This is a genomic window from Dongia sp. (assembly GCF_041905885.1).
Taxonomy (GTDB): Bacteria; Pseudomonadota; Alphaproteobacteria; order Dongiales; family Dongiaceae; genus Dongia.
The window spans coordinates 15,693-35,069 of record NZ_JAYRKD010000021.1 but is presented as its reverse complement, the minus strand read 5'-3'; the positions used below and the strand labels follow the sequence as shown (position 1 = coordinate 35,069).

The 19,377-nt window shown below is 64.9% G+C and carries 19 protein-coding genes and 1 tRNA gene; 11 read left to right on the top strand and 9 right to left on the bottom strand.

Going from position 1 to position 19,377, the window contains the following annotated elements; translation table 11 throughout:
- Positions 1-10: 10 nt before the first annotated feature.
- Together ACH2CY_RS19490 and ACH2CY_RS19485 are read left to right on the top strand one after the other, a co-directional pair.
- Positions 11-769 (top strand): SDR family NAD(P)-dependent oxidoreductase, encoded by a 759-nt coding sequence (locus ACH2CY_RS19490; RefSeq protein ID WP_395021028.1) that lies wholly within the window; start codon positions 11-13, stop codon positions 767-769.
- A gap of 125 nt (positions 770-894) precedes the next feature.
- Positions 895-2,226: a PQQ-dependent sugar dehydrogenase gene (locus ACH2CY_RS19485; RefSeq protein ID WP_395021027.1), complete on the top strand. Its 1,332-nt coding sequence runs from the start codon at positions 895-897 to the stop codon at positions 2,224-2,226.
- Between the two features lie 9 nt (positions 2,227-2,235).
- On the opposite strand, the gene ACH2CY_RS19480 is transcribed toward ACH2CY_RS19485, so the two are convergent.
- The 5 genes from ACH2CY_RS19480 to ACH2CY_RS19460 form a co-directional block, all read right to left on the bottom strand.
- Positions 2,236-2,598 carry a hypothetical protein gene (locus ACH2CY_RS19480; RefSeq protein WP_395021026.1) on the bottom strand — a complete coding sequence of 121 codons (363 nt, stop codon included), beginning with the start codon at positions 2,596-2,598 and terminating at the stop codon, positions 2,236-2,238.
- A gap of 35 nt (positions 2,599-2,633) precedes the next feature.
- A complete protein-coding gene (locus tag ACH2CY_RS19475; RefSeq protein WP_395021025.1) occupies positions 2,634-3,179 on the bottom strand; it encodes a hypothetical protein in 546 nt (181 codons plus the stop codon).
- A 4-nt stretch (positions 3,180-3,183) separates the two neighbouring features.
- Positions 3,184-4,377: an MFS transporter gene (locus ACH2CY_RS19470; RefSeq protein WP_395021024.1), complete on the bottom strand. Its 1,194-nt coding sequence runs from the start codon at positions 4,375-4,377 to the stop codon at positions 3,184-3,186.
- Positions 4,378-4,540: 163 nt separating this feature from the next.
- A complete protein-coding gene (gene hemA / locus ACH2CY_RS19465) occupies positions 4,541-5,791 on the bottom strand; it encodes a 5-aminolevulinate synthase (RefSeq protein ID WP_395021023.1) in 1,251 nt (416 codons plus the stop codon).
- Complete coding sequence (locus tag ACH2CY_RS19460; RefSeq protein WP_395021021.1) at positions 5,761-7,161, bottom strand: aspartate aminotransferase family protein; 1,401 nt, start codon at positions 7,159-7,161, stop codon at positions 5,761-5,763. The genes hemA and ACH2CY_RS19460 overlap by 31 nt, the downstream gene beginning before the upstream one ends.
- 163 nt (positions 7,162-7,324) lie before the next feature.
- Here ACH2CY_RS19460 and dapB point away from each other — a divergent pair, with 163 nt between their 5' ends.
- On the top strand, positions 7,325-8,125 hold the full coding sequence (dapB, locus tag ACH2CY_RS19455) for a 4-hydroxy-tetrahydrodipicolinate reductase (RefSeq protein WP_395021020.1): 801 nt from the start codon (positions 7,325-7,327) through the stop codon (positions 8,123-8,125).
- A 3-nt stretch (positions 8,126-8,128) separates the two neighbouring features.
- On the opposite strand, the gene ACH2CY_RS19450 is transcribed toward dapB, so the two are convergent.
- The 3 genes from ACH2CY_RS19450 to ACH2CY_RS19440 all read right to left on the bottom strand — a co-directional run bounded on the left by ACH2CY_RS19450 (position 8,129) and on the right by ACH2CY_RS19440 (position 10,838).
- Positions 8,129-8,749, bottom strand: coding sequence for a hypothetical protein (locus tag ACH2CY_RS19450; RefSeq protein WP_395021018.1), 621 nt, complete (start codon positions 8,747-8,749; stop codon positions 8,129-8,131).
- A 152-nt stretch (positions 8,750-8,901) separates the two neighbouring features.
- A complete protein-coding gene (locus tag ACH2CY_RS19445; protein ID WP_395021016.1) occupies positions 8,902-10,143 on the bottom strand; it encodes an aminotransferase class V-fold PLP-dependent enzyme in 1,242 nt (413 codons plus the stop codon).
- An 8-nt stretch (positions 10,144-10,151) separates the two neighbouring features.
- Positions 10,152-10,838, bottom strand: coding sequence for an orotate phosphoribosyltransferase (locus ACH2CY_RS19440; protein WP_395021015.1), 687 nt, complete (start codon positions 10,836-10,838; stop codon positions 10,152-10,154).
- 248 nt (positions 10,839-11,086) lie between these two features.
- On the opposite strand from ACH2CY_RS19440, the gene ACH2CY_RS19435 reads away from it, so the two are divergent.
- The 3 genes from ACH2CY_RS19435 to ACH2CY_RS19425 all read left to right on the top strand — a co-directional run bounded on the left by ACH2CY_RS19435 (position 11,087) and on the right by ACH2CY_RS19425 (position 14,032).
- The gene (locus ACH2CY_RS19435; protein WP_395021014.1) at positions 11,087-12,286 is read left to right on the top strand and encodes a patatin-like phospholipase family protein; all 1,200 of its coding nucleotides are present in this window, start codon (positions 11,087-11,089) and stop codon (positions 12,284-12,286) included.
- A 117-nt stretch (positions 12,287-12,403) separates the two neighbouring features.
- Positions 12,404-12,784, top strand: a complete 381-nt coding sequence (locus ACH2CY_RS19430; protein ID WP_395021013.1) for an Mpo1-like protein — start codon at positions 12,404-12,406, stop codon at positions 12,782-12,784.
- Between the two features lie 90 nt (positions 12,785-12,874).
- Entirely contained in the window at positions 12,875-14,032 is a 1,158-nt protein-coding gene (locus tag ACH2CY_RS19425; protein ID WP_395021012.1) for a hypothetical protein, read from the top strand.
- On the opposite strand, the gene ACH2CY_RS19420 is transcribed toward ACH2CY_RS19425, so the two are convergent.
- Positions 14,025-14,432, bottom strand: coding sequence for a PaaI family thioesterase (locus ACH2CY_RS19420; protein WP_395021011.1), 408 nt, complete (start codon positions 14,430-14,432; stop codon positions 14,025-14,027). The genes ACH2CY_RS19425 and ACH2CY_RS19420 overlap by 8 nt on opposite strands.
- A 158-nt stretch (positions 14,433-14,590) precedes the next feature.
- Here ACH2CY_RS19420 and ACH2CY_RS19415 point away from each other — a divergent pair, with 158 nt between their 5' ends.
- The 5 genes from ACH2CY_RS19415 (at position 14,591) to ACH2CY_RS19395 (ending at position 18,610) form a co-directional block, all read left to right on the top strand.
- Positions 14,591-15,223 carry a glutathione S-transferase N-terminal domain-containing protein gene (locus tag ACH2CY_RS19415; protein WP_395021010.1) on the top strand — a complete coding sequence of 211 codons (633 nt, stop codon included), beginning with the start codon at positions 14,591-14,593 and terminating at the stop codon, positions 15,221-15,223.
- On the top strand, positions 15,223-15,930 hold the full coding sequence (locus tag ACH2CY_RS19410) for a glutathione S-transferase N-terminal domain-containing protein (protein WP_395021009.1): 708 nt from the start codon (positions 15,223-15,225) through the stop codon (positions 15,928-15,930). Before ACH2CY_RS19415 ends, ACH2CY_RS19410 begins: the two co-directional genes overlap by 1 nt.
- A gap of 362 nt (positions 15,931-16,292) precedes the next feature.
- Positions 16,293-16,386 (top strand) — tRNA-Ser (locus tag ACH2CY_RS19405).
- 241 nt (positions 16,387-16,627) lie between these two features.
- Entirely contained in the window at positions 16,628-17,539 is a 912-nt protein-coding gene (locus tag ACH2CY_RS19400; protein ID WP_395021008.1) for a hypothetical protein, read from the top strand.
- A 12-nt stretch (positions 17,540-17,551) separates the two neighbouring features.
- Positions 17,552-18,610: a hypothetical protein gene (locus ACH2CY_RS19395; protein ID WP_395021006.1), complete on the top strand. Its 1,059-nt coding sequence runs from the start codon at positions 17,552-17,554 to the stop codon at positions 18,608-18,610.
- Positions 18,611-19,377: the final 767 nt, after the last annotated feature.

Genomic DNA, 19,377 nt, shown 5'->3' with positions numbered 1-19,377 from the left:
CAGGAGACAAATGACCGACTCAACGAAGGCGGGGCCATCCCGCAAGACCGTGGTCCTGACCGGCGCCAGCCGCGGCATTGGCCATGCGACCGTGCAGCGCTTCAGCGCCGAGGGCTGGCGCATCATCACCTGCTCGCGCGAGGCGATCCCGGAAGAGTGCAAGGCCGATCCGAACTGGACCCACCACATCACCGCCGACCTCGCCAAGACCGCCGACACCGAGCATTTCATCGAGGAGGCCCTGAAGGTGCTGGGCGACCAGCCGGTCCATGCTCTGGTGAACAACGCGGCGATCAGCCCGAAGACCTCGTTCAAGGAACGGCTCGGCGTCCTCAACGGCGACGTTGCTGCCTGGCGGGAAGTTTTCGAATTGAACTTCTTCGCGCCGCTGATCCTGGCGCGCGGCTTCGCCAAGCCGCTGCACAAGGGGAAGGGGACGATCGTCAATATCACCTCGATCGCCGGCCATGCGATTCATCCCTTCGCCGGCTCGGCCTACTCGACCTCGAAGGCGGCCTTGTCGGCATTGACGCGCGAGCTCGCCGTGGAGTTCGCGAACCTGGGCGTCCGGGTCAATGCCGTGGCGCCGGGCGAAATCGAGACCGCCATGGTCGGACCCGAATACGAGGCGCTGATTCCGCGGATCCCAATGGGCCGCATGGGCACCACCGACGAGGTGGCGGGCGTGGTCTATCAGCTCTGCGGCTCGGACTTTTCCTACGTCACCGGGACCGAGATCTTCCTCACCGGCGGGCAGCATTTGTTTTAGAGGCAGGATGGCTATGTTCGGTCCCGGCCGGGCCCTGGCACCGAACTGAGCTCTTCTCCGACTCTCGGAACTACGGCCGATGGCGCCGGTTTTGCTTCCATCTGGATGCAATCCGCGAGGCCATCATGCGCGCAACCCTGGCTGGCCTGCTCGCGCTGTCGGCGCCGCTGATCTTCGGATGCGGCGACCAGGCGCAACTGCCGGAGCCGCAGGCGCAAGGCCCCAACCCGCAGATCCCGGCGCCGCGGACCTCCTGGATTCCGACCGTGAACATCGCCGATGCCACCGGCTGGCCGGAGAACGAACGGCCGATGCCTGCGCAAGGCCTCGCGGTGAAGGCCTTCGCGAGCGGGCTCGATCATCCGCGCTGGTTGGCGGTGCTGCCCAACGGCGACGTGTTGGTGGCCGAAACCAACGCGCCGGAGCGGCCGGAGGATGCCAAGGGGATCAAGGGATGGTTCTTCGGCCTGTTCCAGAAATGGGCCGGCGCCGGCACACCCAGCGCCAACCGGATCACTTTGCTGCGCGACCCCGACAAGGACGGTGTCGCGGAGGAACGGCATGTGCTGCTGCAGAATCTGAACTCGCCGTTCGGCATGGCGCTGATCGGCAACGCGCTCTACGTCGCCAACACCGACGCGATCCTGCGCTTCCCCTACAGCGACGGCGATACCGAGATCACCGCGCCGGGCGAGAAGATCGCCGACCTGCCGGCCGGCGAGATCAACCATCACTGGACCAAAAACATCATCGCCAGCCCCGACGGCGCGGCGCTTTATGCCACGGTCGGCTCGAACAGCAATGCGGCGGAGAACGGGCTCGACGTCGAGGTGCAGCGGGCGGCGATCCTGAAGATCGACCTCGCCACGCGGCAGTCGCGCATCTTCGCCTCGGGCTTGCGCAACCCGAACGGCCTCGGCTGGGAGCCGAAGACCGGGAAGCTTTGGACCGTGGTCAACGAGCGCGATGAATTGGGCAGCGACCTGGTGCCCGATTATCTCACCTCGGTCCAGGACGGGCATTTCTATGGCTGGCCGTTCTCCTATTGGGGCCAGCATGTGGACACCCGGGTCGAGCCGCAGAATCCCGAGCTGGTGAAGCGGGCGACCGTGCCGGACTATGCGCTCGGCAATCATGTCGCGCCGCTGGGTCTCGCCTTTGCCCGTGGCGATGCGATGCCGGAGCATCTGCGCCACGGCGTCTTCATCGGCGAGCATGGCTCCTGGAACCGCGAGCCCTTGAGCGGCTACAAGGTGGTGTTCGTGTCCTTCGCGGACGGCAAGCCGCAGGGTCCGCCGATCGACGTGCTGACCGGCTTCGTCAACAAGGGTGAAGAGGCGCCAGGCCGCCCGGTCGGCGTGGCCATCGACCGCGGCGGCGCCTTGCTGGTGGCCGATGACGTGGGAAATACGATCTGGCGGGTGAGCGCCATCAGCCGGGCTGCGGCTTCGAACTAGGTGGCCGGGTCAGTCGGCCGAGCCGCTTTGCCACCAGATCGCCAGGACCGCCAGGACATCGGCGATAACGGCGACAATGATCGTCCCCGCCGTCGCGTGACCCACCAGGCTCGCGTAGCCAAGCCAGATCAGCGTCGCCCCGCCCAGCGCCAGGACGAAGGTGCGTGGTTTGAGGCTGGTGTCCAGGCGCCGATTGACGAGGCGGCCGAGGCGCAAGGCGATCGTTCCTGCCAGAAAGACCACGGCGAACTGAATGGCAAGATTGAGAGCGCCGAGTCCCGTTATTGCCAGGTGCGGCACGAAGGCGTTCACGATGATGAAGACCGCAAGTCCTGCTGTGGCCGCGGCCAGAATCTTCAGCAGGTCATTCATCGGCAACGGCCCCCCGACCGTGGATGCACCGTCGATCAGTGCCCGGCAGTTCCGGTCAATTGCCTGAACCAGGCGCGGCGGGATTCGATCTCGGCGATCTCGTGATCCAGCCAGGCAACCAGCAGCCCGCCGTTCTCGGCGTGGTGGCTGCGGAGATCGAGCAGGCGGGTGAGCTCGCGCTCGCAGGCTTCTTCCAGCGCCTCGGCCTGGCTGCGGCGCTCCTCGGGGGAAAGCGTTTCGAAGAAGTGGAGCTTCAGGGCGATGATCAGCTTGTTGACCTCGCCCATGGGACCGCGGAGATTCGCGGTCATCAGTCGACGCAGCTCGGCATGGCCGGATTCGGTCAGCAGCATGACCTGCTGGTCATGCGGGGCTTTCGGGTTCTGCGCTTCGATCAGGCCTTCGACCTTGAAGAGCTCCAGCGAGGGACCCAGCAGTTCCAGCGACGGACCGACGATGCGTTGCGCGAAATGCCGGATCTCGCGGGCGAGATCGGCATAGGCGCGCGGTCCCTTGGCCAGCAGACCCAGGGCCGCGAGGCGCACCGCTTCCGACGGGACCAGGCTGTTGTCCTTGTACATAAGTCTAATCTACCGCCGGAACCGAGGAGCTGTCCAATGACGGTCGCTTGCCGCCCAGCACCTTCGGCGTGGCGAGCGCGACCACCAGCAAGGCCGCGGCGAGGCTGATCAGCGCGACGCGCAAGCCCAGGGTCTCGGCGAAGACACCGATCAGCGGCGGGCTCAACAGGAATCCGGCATAGCCGCAGGTCGCGGCCATGGCGACGCCGATCGCGGGATGGTCGGGCACCGCGCGGCCGCCGGCGCTGAACATGACGGGAATGATGTTGGCGATGCCGATCCCGGCCAGGGCATAACCGACGATCGCGGTCTCGACCTGCGGCAAGGCGAGCGGGATGGCGAGGCCGACCACCGCGATTGCCGCGCCGAAGGCGACCACCTTGGCCGCGCCGAAGGCATGCACGAGCCGGTCGCCGGCGAAGCGGCCGATCATCATGGTGACCGCGAAGCTGCCATAGCCCCAGGCGGCGATCGCGGTGGTGGTGCCGGTCTCGGTCACCAGATAGACGCCGGCCCAATCGGCGATCGCGCCCTCCGCGAACATGGTGAGGAAGGCGAGGCTGCCGACCAGGAGTGCGGCGCGGCTCGGCAGCGCGAAGCCGACGGAGGCCTCGCGGGGTCCGGTCTCCCGCACCTTCAGGCTGCGTGCGAAGCCGATCACCAGCAGCGCGCCCCAGAGCCCGGCGCAGCTCATCGTCGCGGTCGGGCCGAAACCGGCGGCGAGGATCGCGCTCCCCGCACCCGCGCCGACCAGACAGCCGAGGCTGAAGGCGGCGTGGAACGAGGACATGATCGGCCGGCCGTAGAGCTTCTCCACCACCGCGCCATGGCCGTTCATGGCGACGTCCATGGCGCCGTTGCAGGCGCCGAACAACAGGATCGCGAGCGAGAGGGTCACCAGGCTCGGCATGAAGGCTGGGATCGGCACCACGACCACGAAAGCGAGACCGGTCAGCAGCGCGACCCGGGCCGAGCCGAAGCGGGCCGCGATATGGCCGGTCATGGTCATGGTCAGAATGGCGCCGATCGCAAACGCCAGCAGCACCATGCTGAGCTGGAAGTCGGAGAGGCCGTAGAGGAGCTTGATCGGCGCGACGGTCGCGGCCCAGAGGCCGATGCCGCTGCCGTTGGCCAGGAACAGTGCGGTCACGGCGAGGCGCGGGCGCAGGGCGGATGCGGGCTGAACGGTCGAGGTCATCGGGCTCACTGGTCGGAGAGAGTCATTGCGCGGCACCCCCACCCCAACCCTCCCCCGAAGTCGGGGGAGGGAGATGCCACGCGCGATGCGAAGCCCTCCCCCAGCTTTGGGGGAGGGTTGGGTGGGGGTGCCACAAGCTCAATGTCCGTGAAAGCACTCTGGTTTAAGCGGCGACCGGCAGGCTGAGTTCCCGCCAGACGCTGGAGAGCGCCGCGATCAGCTGCGCGACATCCGCTTCTTCATGCAGCGGCGTCGGCGTCAGGCGCAGGCGCTCGGTGCCCTTCGGCACGGTCGGGTAGTTGATCGGCTGCACATAGATGCCGTGCTGCTCCAACAGGATCGCGGCCACGCGCTTGCAGGCCTTGGGATCGCCGACGCGGACCGGGACGATGTGGCTCTCGCTTGCCATGACGGGGAGGCCGGCGGCGGCGAGCCGCGCCTTCAGGTCGGCGGCGATCGCCTGGTGCCGCCGGCGCAGGTCGGCGGCGCCGCGGATCACCTTCAGGCTGGCGCGCGCGCCGGCCGCAACGGCGGGCGGCAGGGCGGTGGTGAAGATGAAGCCGGGCGCGAAGCTGCGCACGAAATCCACCAGCGGCGCGGAGCCGGTGATATAGCCGCCGATCAGGCCGAAGGCTTTCCCAAGGGTGCCTTCGATCACATGGAAGCGATGGGCGAGGCCGTCGCGCTCGGCGATGCCGGCGCCGGTCGCGCCATAGAGGCCGACCGCATGCACCTCGTCGAGATAGGTGAGGGCGTTGAACGCCTCGCAGACGTCGAGCAGGTCTTTCAAGGGCGCGATGTCGCCGTCCATCGAATAGACCGATTCAAAGGCGACGATCTTCGGGCGATGGGGATCGGCGGCGGCGAGCAGCTGGCGGAGATGTTCCGTGTCGTTGTGGCGGAACACCTTGAACTCGCAGCGGCTGTTGCGGATGCCGGCGATCATCGAGGCATGGTTCAGCGCATCGGAGAAGACGATCGCTTCCGGCATGTGCTTGGCCAGCGTGCCGAGCGCGGCCTCGTTGGAGATGTAGCCGGAGGTGAAGACCAGGCCCGCTTCCTTGCCGTGGAAGGCGGCGAGCTCGCGCTCGAGCTGCACCAGCTCGTGGCTGGTGCCGGAGATGTTGCGGGTGCCGCCGGCGCCCGCACCGGTCTTTGCGATCGAGGCATGCATCGCCTCGGTGAGCGCGGGATGCTGGCCCATGCCGAGATAGTCGTTGCTGCACCAGACCGTGACTTCGCGCGGGGCGGCGTCGGGCGCCGCGCGGTAGAGGGCGCGTGGAAAGCAGCCGGCGATGCGCTCCAGGTCGGCGAAGCTGCGGTAGCGGCCTTCGGTCTTCAGGTCGTCGAGACGCTCGCGGAAGAAGGAATCGAAATTGCGCATCACGCAGCGACTGCCTGGCTCTTCAACCATTCCTGCGTTTCCGCCAGGGCCTTGCGGAAGCGCTTGAACATCTCGCGGATCTGGCCCTCGGTGCAGATCAGCGGCGGGCAGAAGCAGATCGAATCCGCCACCGGCCGCAGGATCACGCCGTGATCATGCGCGATCCGGATCAGGTTCGGCCCAACGCTGAGCGACGGATCGAAGCCTTCTCGCGTCTTCTTGTCCTTTATGAGCTCGAGCGCGCCGATCAAACCGATACCGCGCACCTCTCCGACCAAGGGATGGTCGGCGAAGCTCCGGAGCTCCTCCAGGAAGACCGGGGCGATCGCCCGCACATGGTCGAGGATCTTGCGCTCCTCGTAGATCTTCTGGGTCTCGAGCGCCACCGCCGCGGCGATCGGGTGGCCGGAATAGGTGATGCCATGGGCGAAGGAACCATGCTTGCCGGAATTGTCGCGCAGGCCTTCATAGACCCGCTGGCTGATCAGCACCGCGGCGATCGGCATCTGCGCCGCCGAGAGCTGCTTGGCCATGGTCATGATGTCGGGCTTCATGCCGTAGGTCTGGCTGCCCCATTGGTTGCCGGTGCGCATGAAGCCGCAGATCACCTCATCGGCGACCAACAGGATGTCATGCTTCTTCAGCACCTTCTGGATCTTCTCCCAATAGGTCCTGGGCGGGGTGAGCACACCGCCGGCACCCATCACCGGCTCGGCGAACATCGCGGCGATGGTGTCCGGGCCTTCGCGCTGGATCAGCGCCTCCAGGCTCTCGGCCATGCGGGTGGCGAAATCCTCCTCGGATTCGCCCGGCTTGCCGAAGCGGTAGTAATGCGGGCAATCGGTGTGCAGGATGTTGGCGATCGGCAGATCGAAATCCTTGTGCACCAGCGGCAGGCCGGTCAGCGAGCCGGAGCCGACGGTGACGCCGTGATAGCCCTTCACGCGGGCGATCAGCTTCTTCTTCTGCGGGCGGCCGAGCGCATTGTTGAGGTACCAGATCATCTTGATCGCGGTATCGTTCGCCTCGGAGCCCGAGTTGCAGAAATAGGCCTTCGACATCGGGGCGGCCTGCGAGGCGAGCGCCACCAGCTTCTCGGCGAGCTCGACGGTGACCGCCGGCGCCTTCTGGGTGAAGGTGTGGTAGTAGGGCAGGTTCTCCATCTGCCGGACCGCGGCGTCGATGATGCGCTGCTCCTTGCCAAAGCCGAGTGCGGCGCACCAGAGGCCGGAGAGGCCGTCCAGGTATTCCTTGTCGTTCTCGTCGTAGACGAAGGGTCCGTCGCCCCGGACCACGACGAAGCCGCCGTCCTTCTCGTTCTTCACGGCATTGGTGTAGCCGTGGAGATGGTATTGGGAATCGCGGGCGGCGAACGAGTTCGGCTTCGGGCTCGAAGTCATGACGGGCTAGATCCTTATCGCACGGCTGGCGCGGGGCGATCTCGGTGCCTGAACTGCCTAGCCTTCATGGAGTCTCGGTAATATCCTATCCGGAATGACCTAAGTCAAAGGTGGGATTGTGACCAGACAATTGGTCGCAAGATCTTGAGGATAAGGGGAAATCATGGCTTTGAGGATTTGCATCGGCGGGGCGACCGGATGGACCGGCTCGGCCCTCATCAACGGCGTGCGCGGGGCGGCGGACCTGGAGCTTTCGGGCGCGGTGGCGCGCAAGGCGGCGGGGACGGAAATCGGCGGGGTCAAGGTCGCGGCCTCGGTGGCCGACGCGCTCTCGGCCAACAACACCGATGTCTACATCGACTACACCCATCCCTCCTCGGTGAAGGCGAATGTGCTGACCGCGCTCGACATGGGGGTCGCGGTCGTGATCGGCACCTCCGGGATGAGCCCGGGGGACTACCACGATATAGCGGCCAAGGCCGACAAGCAGGGGCTGGGCGTCGTGGCGAGCGGCAACTTCTCGCTGACCGCGGCGCTGCTGACGCGTTTCTCGCTGCTGGCGGCCGAGCAGGTGGCGGATTACGAGATCCTCGATTACGCGAAATCGACCAAGCCCGACGTGCCCTCGGGGACCGCGCAGGAACTGGCCGAGCGGCTGGGGCGGATCCGCCCGAGCGTGCCCGGCGTGCCGGTGGACAAGATCATCGGCCCGAAGGAGGCGCGCGGCGCCGATGTCGGCGGCGGGCGGGTGCATTCGATCCGGCTGCCGAGCTATGTGCTGGCGGTCGAGACCATCTTCGGCGCCAACGGGGAGCGGCTGCAGATCCGGCACGAGGCCGGCACTTCGGCCGAGCCCTATGTCGGCGGCACCCTGCTGGCGGCGCGGCGCGTGGGCGCGATGAAAGGCCTGGTGCGCGGGCTCGACAACCTGCTATTCGGCCCGCTCAGCTCGGAGAAGAAGTAGGCGCTAGCCGACGCTGACGGTGATGCCGTTGCGCACGGCGAGGGTGGCGGTGCGCTGGCCGCCCTGGTCGTGACGCAGGTAGAGCGTGTGGGTGCCGTCGCTGTCGCCGGCGCTCCAGCGGCCTGTCTTGTCGTCGGAGAGGTCGAGCACGTCGCCGGGGCTGCCTTCGACGAAGAAGACCGCCGCTGCCGCCGTCTGCGCCAGCACCGAGCCGCCGGTGATGTGGATGGTCTCCGGGTCGGTCTCGGCGCCGGAGGACAGGCTCGCCGCCATGGTGTCGTCGCGGGTCTGGATGGTGAGCTCGGCATGCTGCACGCCTTCCGGCGTGTCGAATTCCAGCTCGATCGCAACGCGGCCCCAGGGGTCGACCATGGCATCGACCGGCACGCGCAGATAGCGGCCGCTCGGGATGCCGTCCGGATGGCGCCGCTCGATGGTGACGGATTCGACCTTGCCGTCGAGACGGTGATCGTCGCAGCCCTTGAACGACCAGCTGTCCGGGTGGCGCACCAGCAGGAAGCGGACATCCGCGCCGTCCGACAGGTCGTCGATGCTGGCGGCAACGGCGATCGCAGATGACTTCAGGACGGGACGGAAGCGTTCGGCTGGCTTGCGCCGGCGCATGATGTTTCCTCATTCGATGTCGAGCAAGCTCAACATGCCATGAGTTTCCGGAGGCGTCTTCGGCCTGCGGCAACTTCGCCGCGCGTGACCGAGATCAAACCACCATCATGGTGTATCCGAACGCAGGTACTGCATTTTAGGCAAATGCAGCCTCAGGCCAGCGCCTCGTCCAAGCCCTTGATCAGCCGGTCGATATCCTCGGCGCTGTTGTAATGGGCGATGCCGACGCGGACCACGCCGTCCTCCGGCTTCAGGCCCAGAGCCGTGATGCAGCGCCGCGCCCAGAAGTCGCCGTTGCCGATCGCGATCTTGTGCCGGTGCAGCTTCGCCGCGATCTCGGTCGAGGAACGGCCGGGGATCCAGAAGCCGATCACCGGGGCGAGGCGTCCGTCGCGGGTCGGCACGCGGCCGAGGATGCGGACGTTCTGCTTGCTGCGCAGATAGTCTTCGACCCGGGCGGCGAGTGCCGCCTCATGCGCGCCGATCACCTCGTAGACCCGCGCGACGCGGGTGTGGAAGGCATTCTCCGGCTGCTTGAAATGCGCGCGGTAGAGCGCGTCGAAATAATCGGCGGTGCCGACCGTGCCGGCGGCATGCTCGTGGTTGGGACCGCCCGGCAGGAACTTGTAGGTGATGCTCTCGTCGCCGATGAAGAAATGGTTCTGCGCCGCCGCCTTCTCCAGCAAGGCGCGCTTGCCGTAGAGCACGCTCTGGTGCGGCCCGCAGACCTTGTAGAGGCTGAAGACGTAGAAATCGACGTCGAGCGCCTTCACGTCGATCGGGAAATGCGGCGCGTAGGCGGTGCCGTCGATGAAGGCCAGCGCGCCCGCGGCGTGGATCTGCTTCACGATGCTCGGCAGATCGTGGACGATCGAGCAGACGTTGGAGCAATGCGTCATCGCGACCAGCCTGGTGCGATCGCTGAGCAGCTTGCTCAAGCCGTCCGGCACCAGCGCGCCGGTCTGGCGATCGACCGGCCATTCCTTGATGACGAGGCCCAGCGCTTCCAGGCGCCGCCAGGCGCCGACATTGGCCTCGTGGTCCTGCTCGGTGACGATGATTTCGTCGCCGGGCTTGAAGGAGGGCGCCAGGGCCTGCGCCATCATGAAGACGTTCATCGTGGTCGAGGGGCCGAGGAAGATTTCATTGACCTCGGCGTTGATGAAGTCGGCCATCGCCTGCAGGCCGCGCTTGATGCGGTCGGTGGCGCGGACCGAGGAGTCGAACTCCCAGTTCGGCTGGACCTGGCTGTCTGTCATGTATTCGACCGTGCGGTCGATCACCGGCTTCGGCACGTAGGAGCCGCCGGCATTCTCCAGGAACACCCAGCCGTCTTTCAGCGGCGGGAACTGCGCGCGGACGAAATCGATGTCGAGCGCGGGCTTGGGCTTCACGGTGTGATTCAAGATGCGACCGCCTTGCCGCCATGGGCGAGGGACCAGGTTTCCGGATCCTCCAGGAAGGCGACGACGCTGGCGCGGGCTTTTGCATCGAGCCGGCCGGTCTCGGTCGCGACATCGAGCACGTCGCGCCAGGTGGCGAGGCCGTGCAGCTTCACGCCGCGCTCCGCCAGGGTCGCGGTCGATTGCGGGAAGGTGCCGTAGTGGAAGATGACCAGCGCATGCTCGACCTTGCCCTCGGCCTGCTTCACCGCATCGACGAAGGTGACGAGCGAGCCGCCGGCGGTGCAGAGGTCCTCCATCACCAGGCAGCGCGTGCCGACCGGCATGCTGCCTTCGATCTGGGCGTTGCGGCCGAAGCCTTTGGGTTTCTTGCGCACGTAGAGCATCGGCAGGCTGAGGCGATCCGAAAGCCAGGCGGCATAGGGGATGCCGGCGGTCTCGCCGCCGGCGACGGCGTCCAGGCTCTCGAAGCCGATCTCGCGCTCGACCAGCTCGGCGGCGAGCTCGATCACTTTCCGGCGCGCCCGCGGGAAGGAGATGATCTTCCGGCAGTCGATATAGACCGGGCTGGCGCGCCCCGAGGTGAGGGTGAAGGGCTGGTCGGGGCGGAGGTGGACGGCTTCGATTTCGAGCAGGATTCGGGCGACAACCGGGCCCGATGGGCCGGCCGAGACGGGCAGCGCCATGGCTTCAAGACTCCGCGACAGGTGAATGACGGGGCGGGAGTATGGCCGGAGGCCCTGGTTGCAGCAAGCCGCGGCCGGGCGCAGCGTCAACGAAAATTAACCAATCGCGCTTAGGATTTGCTAAGTTTCGGGCCGGGCTCGGTCGGGTCCCGTCGACTCGGGATGCCGGGTCGGGCCCGGGAACAATCCTCACAGGATGCCGGATGTTGCCTCGCGCGGGCACGCAGGATCGGGACGGGGAGTGATCGATGGCGGTGCAGCCGTTCTCGATCGCCAAGCGCGTCCTGTTCGGCCGCAATCCGGCGCCCGCCAACCCGGTCGGCCCCGCGACCCATGACGGCACGCCGCAGCCGGCCCAACGCCGGCCGCTGCGGATCCTCGCGATCGACGGCGGCGGCATTCGCGGCATCCTGCCGGCCATGGTGCTCTCCGATCTCGAGCGCCGCACCAACCGGCCGATCATCGATCTCTTCGACCTTATCGTCGGCACCTCGACCGGCGGGCTGGTGGCGCTGGCGCTGGCCTGCCCCAATGCCGAAGGCAAGCCGCGCCACACCGCCCGCGACATCGTCCGGCTCTACGAGGTCGAGGGCAAACGCGTCTTCTCCCGCTCGGTCTGGCACAAGATCCGGTCGGTCGGCGCGCTGGCGGAGGGCAAGTATCCTTCGGCCGGGATCGAGGGCGTGCTGCAGGATTATTTTGGTGAATCGCGGCTGAAAGACGCGTTGGCCGACGTGGTGGTGCCGGCTTACGAGATCGAGCGGCGCATCCCCTTCTTCTTCAAGACCTGCAACGCCAAGCAGAAGTCCTATTACGACTACCCGATGAAGAAGGTGATCCGCGCCGCGACCGCGGCGCCGACCTATTTCGAGCCGATGCAGGTGCAGATCGACGGACCGAATGACTATTACGCTTTGGTCGATGGGGCGCTCTTTGCCTACAACCCCGGCATGTGTGCCTATGTCGAGGCGCTGCACCGCTACCCCGGCAGCGACGGCGTCATCATGGTTTCCTTGGGAACCGGGAAGCTCACTCGGCGATTGCCATACGACGAGGTGAAGGATTGGGGCGCCGCCCGCTGGGCACAGCCGGCCTTCGCGCTGATGTGCGACGGCATTTGCGACGTAGTTGACCATCAATTGCAGCAATTGCTGCCTGAGACAGAAGACGGGCTGCGCCAGTATTATCGCTTCCAGGCGCGACTCGACGTCGGCAACGACGACATGGACGATGCCAGCAACACTAATATCCGCGTGCTGAAACTGCTGGCGGAAGACATGTTGCAGGCCAACCGCGCGGTGTTGCGGAGTCTCGCGGACAAGCTGCTGATGTCCGCGCCGGAACGGCCCGATGCCCCGCCACCCGACACGGCGGCAGACGCGCCGCCGCCGGCCATGACGCCGCAGATGGCGAAGCAGTTGGCCGCAGCAGCGGGCGAGACCGAGTGACGTTCAATTTTTCCGGCGCAAGAGGCGCGCCGGCCCTTTCAGTCAGGCTTCCGTCACTTATCTGTGTTAAATCGGCAGAGTAGTACGAGCGTGGGCAACCAAGCGTGGGGACGCAGAATGCCAACCGACAAGCGCGGTTTTGAGATTTCATATTCTGATTTCTGGCGCCTCTACCTCGATGCCCATCGCCGCCCGGCGACCCGCGGGGTCCACTATGCGGCGACCCTGGTCGGCGCCGCCAGCACGCTGGCGGCCGCGGTGCTGGGCGATATCCTGCTGGCCCCACTCGGCATCATGATCGCCGTCTGCATGGCGGTCGGATCGCATCGTTTCATCGAGCACAATCGCCCGCTGATCCGGATCAACCCGTTCTACGGCGCGGTCTCCGATCTCAGGATGATGTGGCTGGCGATCACCGGCGGGCTGCCGGCGGAATACGCCCGGCTCGGCCTGGGCGCCGCGGCGCAGCCGGAGGCAACTGCGCCATTCAAGATCTGACGCTGCCGCCAGCGGCATAGGCCGGACCCACGGGCCGGCCTCTTGGCGATCCCACCCCCGGCTTGATAGCATCTACGCATCGGGCAGTGGGTGGAGGTGGCCATGCGGGGGTTTGTGGCTGCGCTGGGAATCGTGCTGGTCGGCGTGAGCGCCGCGCTGGCCGGACTCGCGCCGGCGGAGGCGAAGGAGACCGAGGAATTCACCGTCGGTCAGTGGACCGGGTTTGTCTTCACCGATGATAATACCGGTCAGTTCACCGACTGCACCGTCTGGGCCCTGAACAATGCCAACGTCTATGTCGGCATCACGGTCAACAAGACCTGGAACCTGGAGCTCTACCTGAACAGCAAGGGCTGGAACTTGCCTCTGAACCAGTCCTACCGGATCACCTACTGGATAGATCGGAATCCGGTTTACAACGGGACAGCTGAGACCTACTCCGCGACCTACGTGAAGATTGGGGTCGAACGCGGCCAAGCCGTGTTCGACGAACTCAGGGGCGGGAATACGCTCACGTTCAGGACCCAAGGCGGCGACTACATCTTCAATCTCAGTGGCTCGAACGCGGCGCTCAACCGCTTGCTCGACTGCGTTGATCAATACACCAAGCAAGCATCCACCAATCCGTTCGGCGGAGGCAGCGACAATCAACAGAGCAGCGGCAGCAGTGGTGATGGGCAAAGCGCGCAGCCCTTCGGCGAGGGCGAGCCGCAGGGTGGGGACAGCCAGCAGCAGTCGAGCAGCAGCGGAACCGACGCCGGCGCGGCCCGGCTGAAATCCCTGACCCAGAGCATGGACGAGGTGCAGCAGTTTCTGGTCGAGGTCACCGGCGCCAAGCCTTCGATGATCTCCATCAAGGCGCAGACCTTCAAATCGGGCGACCCGAAATACACTTTCTCGACCCCGATCGGCGCGGGCCAGTTCTGGCAAGAGTATCTCGGCCAGGAAAACTTGCGCGATGTCGTCCTCGATTATCTCGCCGGTTACAAGGACGAATGCGATGGAGAGTTTGAGCAGTCAGTCGCGGACGTGGTGCAGGGCCAGAAAGGCGAGGCGGTCCTCGGCGTCGCCAATTGCTCGAAATCGTCCTACCAGGACGACGGCGCGGAGGTCATGTCCTATGCGATGACGACGTCGGGCGGCGTGATCTCGATCTACGTCACCTATGTCGGGGGCAATGCGGCCAAGGCGAGAACCGACAGCCTCGGCAAGCTGATCGCGCGGCGCCAGGAATCCGACATCAAGTAGCGCGGCCGGTTCCGAGATATTTGAAGGTGCCTTCGGCGCGGGCGATGGTCTTGCCGTCGCTGGTGATCTCGGCTTCCGCGAAGGCGATCGATTTGCCGCCGCCGATCCTCTTCCCGCGGGCGATCAGCGTGTCGCCGAGCCGGGCCTGGCCGATGAACAGCACGTTGATCGAAAGCGTCACCACCGCGCGCGGCTGGTCCGGGTCGTCGACGAAAGCGGCGGCAAATCCCGCGGCGCTGTCGAGCAGGGTGGCCAGCACGCCGCCATGCGGGATCGAGGCGCGGTTCAAGTGCTGCGGGCCGACCTTCAGCGTCATTTCCGCGCTGCCGACACCGCGCGCGGTCAGCTTGTAGCCGAGCAAATCCGCAAAGCCACTATGGGCTCTTCCGATCTCCGTCATCCAAAAGCTCTCCCAAAATCCCGGGCCGCACGATGCCCAGCCCTGCTGCGCCTGTCCACCGGCATTCCTTAGAGGGCAAACGAGCCTTGAACCCTTGCCAGGGCGGGGGAAATCGAGAAGACTGCCCCTCCCGCCACGTTCCCTTTCAGCATTGCGGCATGATCGAGCTTTATTCGTGGACCACACCGAACGGCCACAAGATCCACATCATGCTGGAGGAAACCGGCCTGCCGTATCGGGTGCACAAGATCAATCTCGGCGCCAAGGAACAGACCCGGCCCGAATACCTGAAGATCAACCCCAACGGCAAGATTCCCGCGATCGTCGATACCGACGGCCCCGATGGGAAGCCGCTGGCGATCTTCGAATCCGCCGCGATCCTGGTACATCTCGCGCAGAAGAGCGGAATGTTTCTGCCCGCGGAACCGCGGGCGCGCTACGCCACGCTGGAATGGCTGATGTTCCAGATCGCCAATATCGGGCCGATGTACGGCCAGGCGTTCCATTTCCGCAGCGTGGCGCCTGAGCGCGTGCCTTACGCGATCGACCGCTACACCAATGAAGTCGGGCGCCTGCTCGGTGTCGTCGACAAGCGGCTCGCCGAGCATCCCTATCTCGCCGGCGGCGAGTACACGATCGCCGACATTGCTTGCTGGCCCTGGGTGCGGAACAGCCACAGCTTCGGCTTCAACATGGAGAATTATCCGAACGTGCAGCGCTGGGTCAGTGCAATCGCCGAGCGCCCCGCGGTGCGGCGCGGGTTGAAGGCGCTCGAGAAGGCGGCGGCGTGATGGCGGGTGAGATCGCGGTTTATACCTGGCCGACGCCCAACGGGCACAAGATCCACATCGCGCTGGAAGAGCTCGGCCTGGCCTACACGCCGATCCCGGTGGACATCGCCAAGGGCGACCAGTTCCAGCCGGAATTCCTGAAGATCAGCCCGAACAACAAAGTGCCGGCGATCGTCGATCCGGATGGTCCCGGCGGCCAGCCGATTTCGCTGATGGAATCCGGCGCGATCCTGATCTACCTCGCCGAGAAGACCGGCAGGCTCTGGCCGAAGTCGGCGCATGACCAGTCGGTCGCGTTGCAATGGCTCGCCTTTCAGATGGCGAATATCGGGCCGATGCTGGGCCAGGTGGTGCATTTCCGGCATTACGCGGCAGAGCCGGCGCCCTACGCAATCGAGCGCTTCACCAACGAGGCGAAGCGGCTTTACGGCGTGCTCGACACCCGCCTGGCCGAGGTCGAATTCCTGACCGGCGGGGTCTACGGCATCAGCGACATCGCAATCTTCCCCTGGCTGCGCTACTGGGAGAAACAGGGCGTGCAGCTCGGCGATTATCCGAGCCTCGAGCGCTGGTTCAACGCCGTCGCCGCGCGGCCCGCGGTGGTGCGCGGCCTCGCCGTGCTCGCCGAGCTCTCGCGTACGCCGAAGCAGCTTTCCGCTGCGGAGCGGGACGTGCTGTTCGGCGCGCGGCAATACGAGCGGCGTTAGTCGGACGCCCGGCCGCGTCCTCGCATAGCTTTCGGGGATTCCGGGGGAACGCTCGAGGGGGTCGAACATTGATTTTCCATGGGCGGTGATGCGCTGGTTCCCCCCGAAACACAGCGTTCCAAGACATCGTCCATCGATCTGCGATCGGCCCCCCTGACATCACAGGCTGATCGGGATCCAACTCGCCTCGTCGCCCCTCCGTCCTCGTCGGAGGGGCGACTGCGTTTGGAGACCCCAAAACGGGTCTGCGGCCGGGGCAGGGCGGTTTTCGGAGCCGGTTTGACATTGGGCGGCCCGGCCGTTACTAAACCCCCGCGCATACGCCGTGGCGCAAGCTGCTCAATAACGGACGTCTCTTGTGCGGAGGGGTGGCCGAGCGGCTGAAGGCGGCGGTTTGCTAAACCGTTATAGGGCCCTAAAGCCCTATCGGGGGTTCGAATCCCCCTCCCTCCGCCAAATTTCACTATTTATCGTGTTATATCAGTAACTTGGGCTGGGTGCCTTCGTGCTACCCTGGTGCCTACCCACGTTCCGTTTCCCAGTGCTTGTTCTCCTCTTGTTCAGGCCCGTGATACGTGGCAAAAGGGCGGCAGCCCTGCGCGTCTCGCTGAGACTCGCCTTATGAGTGCAGGCGAGATGACTCGCCGCCGCCGAGCGCAAAACCAAAGCGACCAAAAAAGCCCGGAGAACATCTGGAATGGCTACGCTTCTTGAAACCATCATTGATGGCGCTACGACGACTTCAACGCCCATCCCGGATTTGCTGCGTCTCTGCTTACGGCTCGCGAGGAAATTGAAGTCGGAAACTCTGTCGACTTGGGCAGAGAGCGAGCTCAATGGCTATCTCGCTGGCGCGACAGTTCCGCCTTACCGTTCGATACCCGCAGCAGCACAGGGACGATTTCAGAACATTGCCTATATCCAAACGTTGCTCATTCCTCCGGTGGTGCTCGAAGAGGAGCACCGGCACTTTGCCGAGAAGGTTGTCGTTCGCGAACCAGTCGCGCAGCTTCAATTTTTAGCCGACAGCGATGGCAAGACGCTGCAAAGAAACTGGCCAGGAAATCTCGTGCTCTACTATCAGGACAAGATCGTAGACAATGCACATATGACGGATGCCTGGCAGGTCATTGGTCCGAGTGCGTTCACAGGAATCATCGACACGATACGAACGCGCGTTCTGCAGCTAGCGCTTGATCTGGCGGATGAAAGTGGCCTCGACCTGGAGAAGCTAGCTAACAGCACCCCGCAACATACGCAGCAGATCATCCACAACCATCTCTATGGTTCGGGTCAGTTCGTTTCGATCGGGAACGAGAACCAGATCCAAAACATAGATCAGCTTAACCAGATTGCGGTGATGGCTGGGGACCGCGCTGCGCTGGATAAGGTGCTCCGGCAGCTAGGGATCAACGATGAGGATCTAGCCGAACTCTCGCGGACGTTACCAGAGGCGTCCAAGTCCAAGCGGATCACGGCGAAGCTTACGGGCTGGATCAAAGCCGCAGCGACGAAGGCGGGCGCCAAACTCGGAAACGCAGCGCTGGACGCTACGACGGCTGCCATCACGCAATTGGTCAAACAGTTCCTTGGGCTTCCGCCCGGCTGAGCGCCTTTGGACATGATGGATCGCGAGCTCGTTGAGACCACGCGCAAGATGATCGCGGCACACCTGGCCGCCGGTCGTGCGGTAGCCGAATTGCCGATCGAGCGCATGAAGCCGCCTGTACAGAACATGCTCTTCGAGTTTGTCGGGAATACTCCGCCCGCACCGATAAGAGATCAGTGGTATCGCTGCTCGTACTGTGAACGGAACCTTCAGTTTAGGGCCGGCAGGATCGTGCTCTGCGCTGATCAGCTGCTCCGGCTGATCGGGGAAGACTGCTGGGTAAAGCACATCGAGAATGCCACCTGGAAAGCAGCCAAGCAGGATTGGGCCTACTATCAGAAACGAGAAGCGTTCAATGCGATCCGCGCGCCGCTTCAACGCGAGCTCGCAACATTTGGTGCTGATCTTCGGGTTACAATTCAGGCGCGCGGCAATGTCTTCCGTACCTACCAGAATATCGGCGCTGTGATGCGCCGACAGATGCAGCCGCTATGCGATCGTCTAGATCGCGCTCGGCGCCTAGGGGGCAACCTCACCGTTGAGCGCGTGCTTTCCAGCCGCCAACTAGAACTTCGCAGGGACGCTTCTCGTGGTCAGGCAGTGAGTCAGTTCGAAATAGTTTCACTGCACCGGATGCAGGGCCTCGCTATACTCGATGAACACGATGTGGCCGATGACGCCATAGCGGTCCTTCCACTCATCTACGAAGCCGCGGCTACCCTTCGCGATAATCATTGGGAGAGGTTCACGCTGCGAGCGTTGAATCATCAAACGACTGAGCTTTATGCAAAGATCCGTACCGTCGCGGACGCTGTCACACAAGCGAACGCAGTGCTTCGGCACCTCCGCAGCTTTTACTCGGGCGAGAACCTGCAGGGCCTTCAAGCGTGGAGTGAGGATCCTGACTGCGACTTGTGCCTGGATGGATCCCTGTCCGTCACACCGACAGCAATCATCTTTGAAGACAATGCGGGTAGGAGGGGAGAAATCTTACGGCCCGATTCTAGTGCGATTGAACCATGGCCGGACGCCAGCTCGCTCCTGGACCTGGTGAAGAGGGGGTCGGCGTGAACGCTGGCGCGGGGGTAGCGCGCGCGGACGGGGGTGCGACGCTGGGTCCATCGTCGATTTTTTTTCTGGTGCGATCTCTGTCCAGAAATTGGCCCAAAGTTCCGAGGCAAGGGGAGGCGAGAGGGGTCGATCGCGTTTGGGGGGGTGCCACCCCTCGAAGCGCGAACCAGGTTCGCGCGGAACACCCCCTACCCGTGGCTGACGGGTGCGCGAACCGGGTTCGCGGCGAGCGCTCGGCTGCACCTCATTCGTGGGCTGATGTGTGGGTAGCGATCGGCGATTGACCTAAGCCATTGCAGCGACTCACGCCAAGGCGGAGAGACCGTCTGCCACTCTAGTCAGACTTGCCCTGACGCGCCCGCGAGAGTACCTGTTCGCGATCCCGAGCGATCGGGATCCTGGAGGCGGTTCGGCCGTAAGATCGGGGACTGTCGCAAGACAGAGCATCGGTCTCTCCAGGGCACTTCCAATCAATCTCCCCGTCTTTCGCACCCGTGTGGTCGCCAGCGTTCGCGTTTAAGGGCGCGGCGGCCGGGGAGAGAGGCGGCGGCGCGCATCCTATTCAGCGCGCGATTTTGCCGGCTTATGAGCCACTGCACCGCCGTCGGGCCGTCAGGCATAATGTCCGGAAACTCTGACCGATCGCGCGCGCCGGAGCTCGCACCGCGCCTCTCGCCGATCGCGCGCGCCGGAGCTCGCACCGCGCCTCTCGCCGGATCCGCATATCCACCCAATTTTTTATTGGCTACTCCTCTCTATGCCGAAAA

Coding starts and splice junctions, on each gene's coding strand:
- ACH2CY_RS19490 (WP_395021028.1), top strand. CDS start 11: ATGACCGACTCAACGAAGGCGGGGCCATCCCGCAAGACCGTGGTCCTG.
- ACH2CY_RS19485 (WP_395021027.1), top strand. CDS start 895: ATGCGCGCAACCCTGGCTGGCCTGCTCGCGCTGTCGGCGCCGCTGATC.
- ACH2CY_RS19480 (WP_395021026.1), bottom strand. CDS start 2,598: ATGAATGACCTGCTGAAGATTCTGGCCGCGGCCACAGCAGGACTTGCG.
- ACH2CY_RS19475 (WP_395021025.1), bottom strand. CDS start 3,179: ATGTACAAGGACAACAGCCTGGTCCCGTCGGAAGCGGTGCGCCTCGCG.
- ACH2CY_RS19470 (WP_395021024.1), bottom strand. CDS start 4,377: ATGACCTCGACCGTTCAGCCCGCATCCGCCCTGCGCCCGCGCCTCGCC.
- hemA (WP_395021023.1), bottom strand. CDS start 5,791: ATGGTTGAAGAGCCAGGCAGTCGCTGCGTGATGCGCAATTTCGATTCC.
- ACH2CY_RS19460 (WP_395021021.1), bottom strand. CDS start 7,161: ATGACTTCGAGCCCGAAGCCGAACTCGTTCGCCGCCCGCGATTCCCAA.
- dapB (WP_395021020.1), top strand. CDS start 7,325: ATGGCTTTGAGGATTTGCATCGGCGGGGCGACCGGATGGACCGGCTCG.
- ACH2CY_RS19450 (WP_395021018.1), bottom strand. CDS start 8,749: ATGCGCCGGCGCAAGCCAGCCGAACGCTTCCGTCCCGTCCTGAAGTCA.
- ACH2CY_RS19440 (WP_395021015.1), bottom strand. CDS start 10,838: ATGGCGCTGCCCGTCTCGGCCGGCCCATCGGGCCCGGTTGTCGCCCGA.
- ACH2CY_RS19435 (WP_395021014.1), top strand. CDS start 11,087: ATGGCGGTGCAGCCGTTCTCGATCGCCAAGCGCGTCCTGTTCGGCCGC.
- ACH2CY_RS19430 (WP_395021013.1), top strand. CDS start 12,404: ATGCCAACCGACAAGCGCGGTTTTGAGATTTCATATTCTGATTTCTGG.
- ACH2CY_RS19420 (WP_395021011.1), bottom strand. CDS start 14,432: ATGACGGAGATCGGAAGAGCCCATAGTGGCTTTGCGGATTTGCTCGGC.
- ACH2CY_RS19415 (WP_395021010.1), top strand. CDS start 14,591: ATGATCGAGCTTTATTCGTGGACCACACCGAACGGCCACAAGATCCAC.
- ACH2CY_RS19410 (WP_395021009.1), top strand. CDS start 15,223: ATGGCGGGTGAGATCGCGGTTTATACCTGGCCGACGCCCAACGGGCAC.
- ACH2CY_RS19400 (WP_395021008.1), top strand. CDS start 16,628: ATGGCTACGCTTCTTGAAACCATCATTGATGGCGCTACGACGACTTCA.
- ACH2CY_RS19395 (WP_395021006.1), top strand. CDS start 17,552: ATGATGGATCGCGAGCTCGTTGAGACCACGCGCAAGATGATCGCGGCA.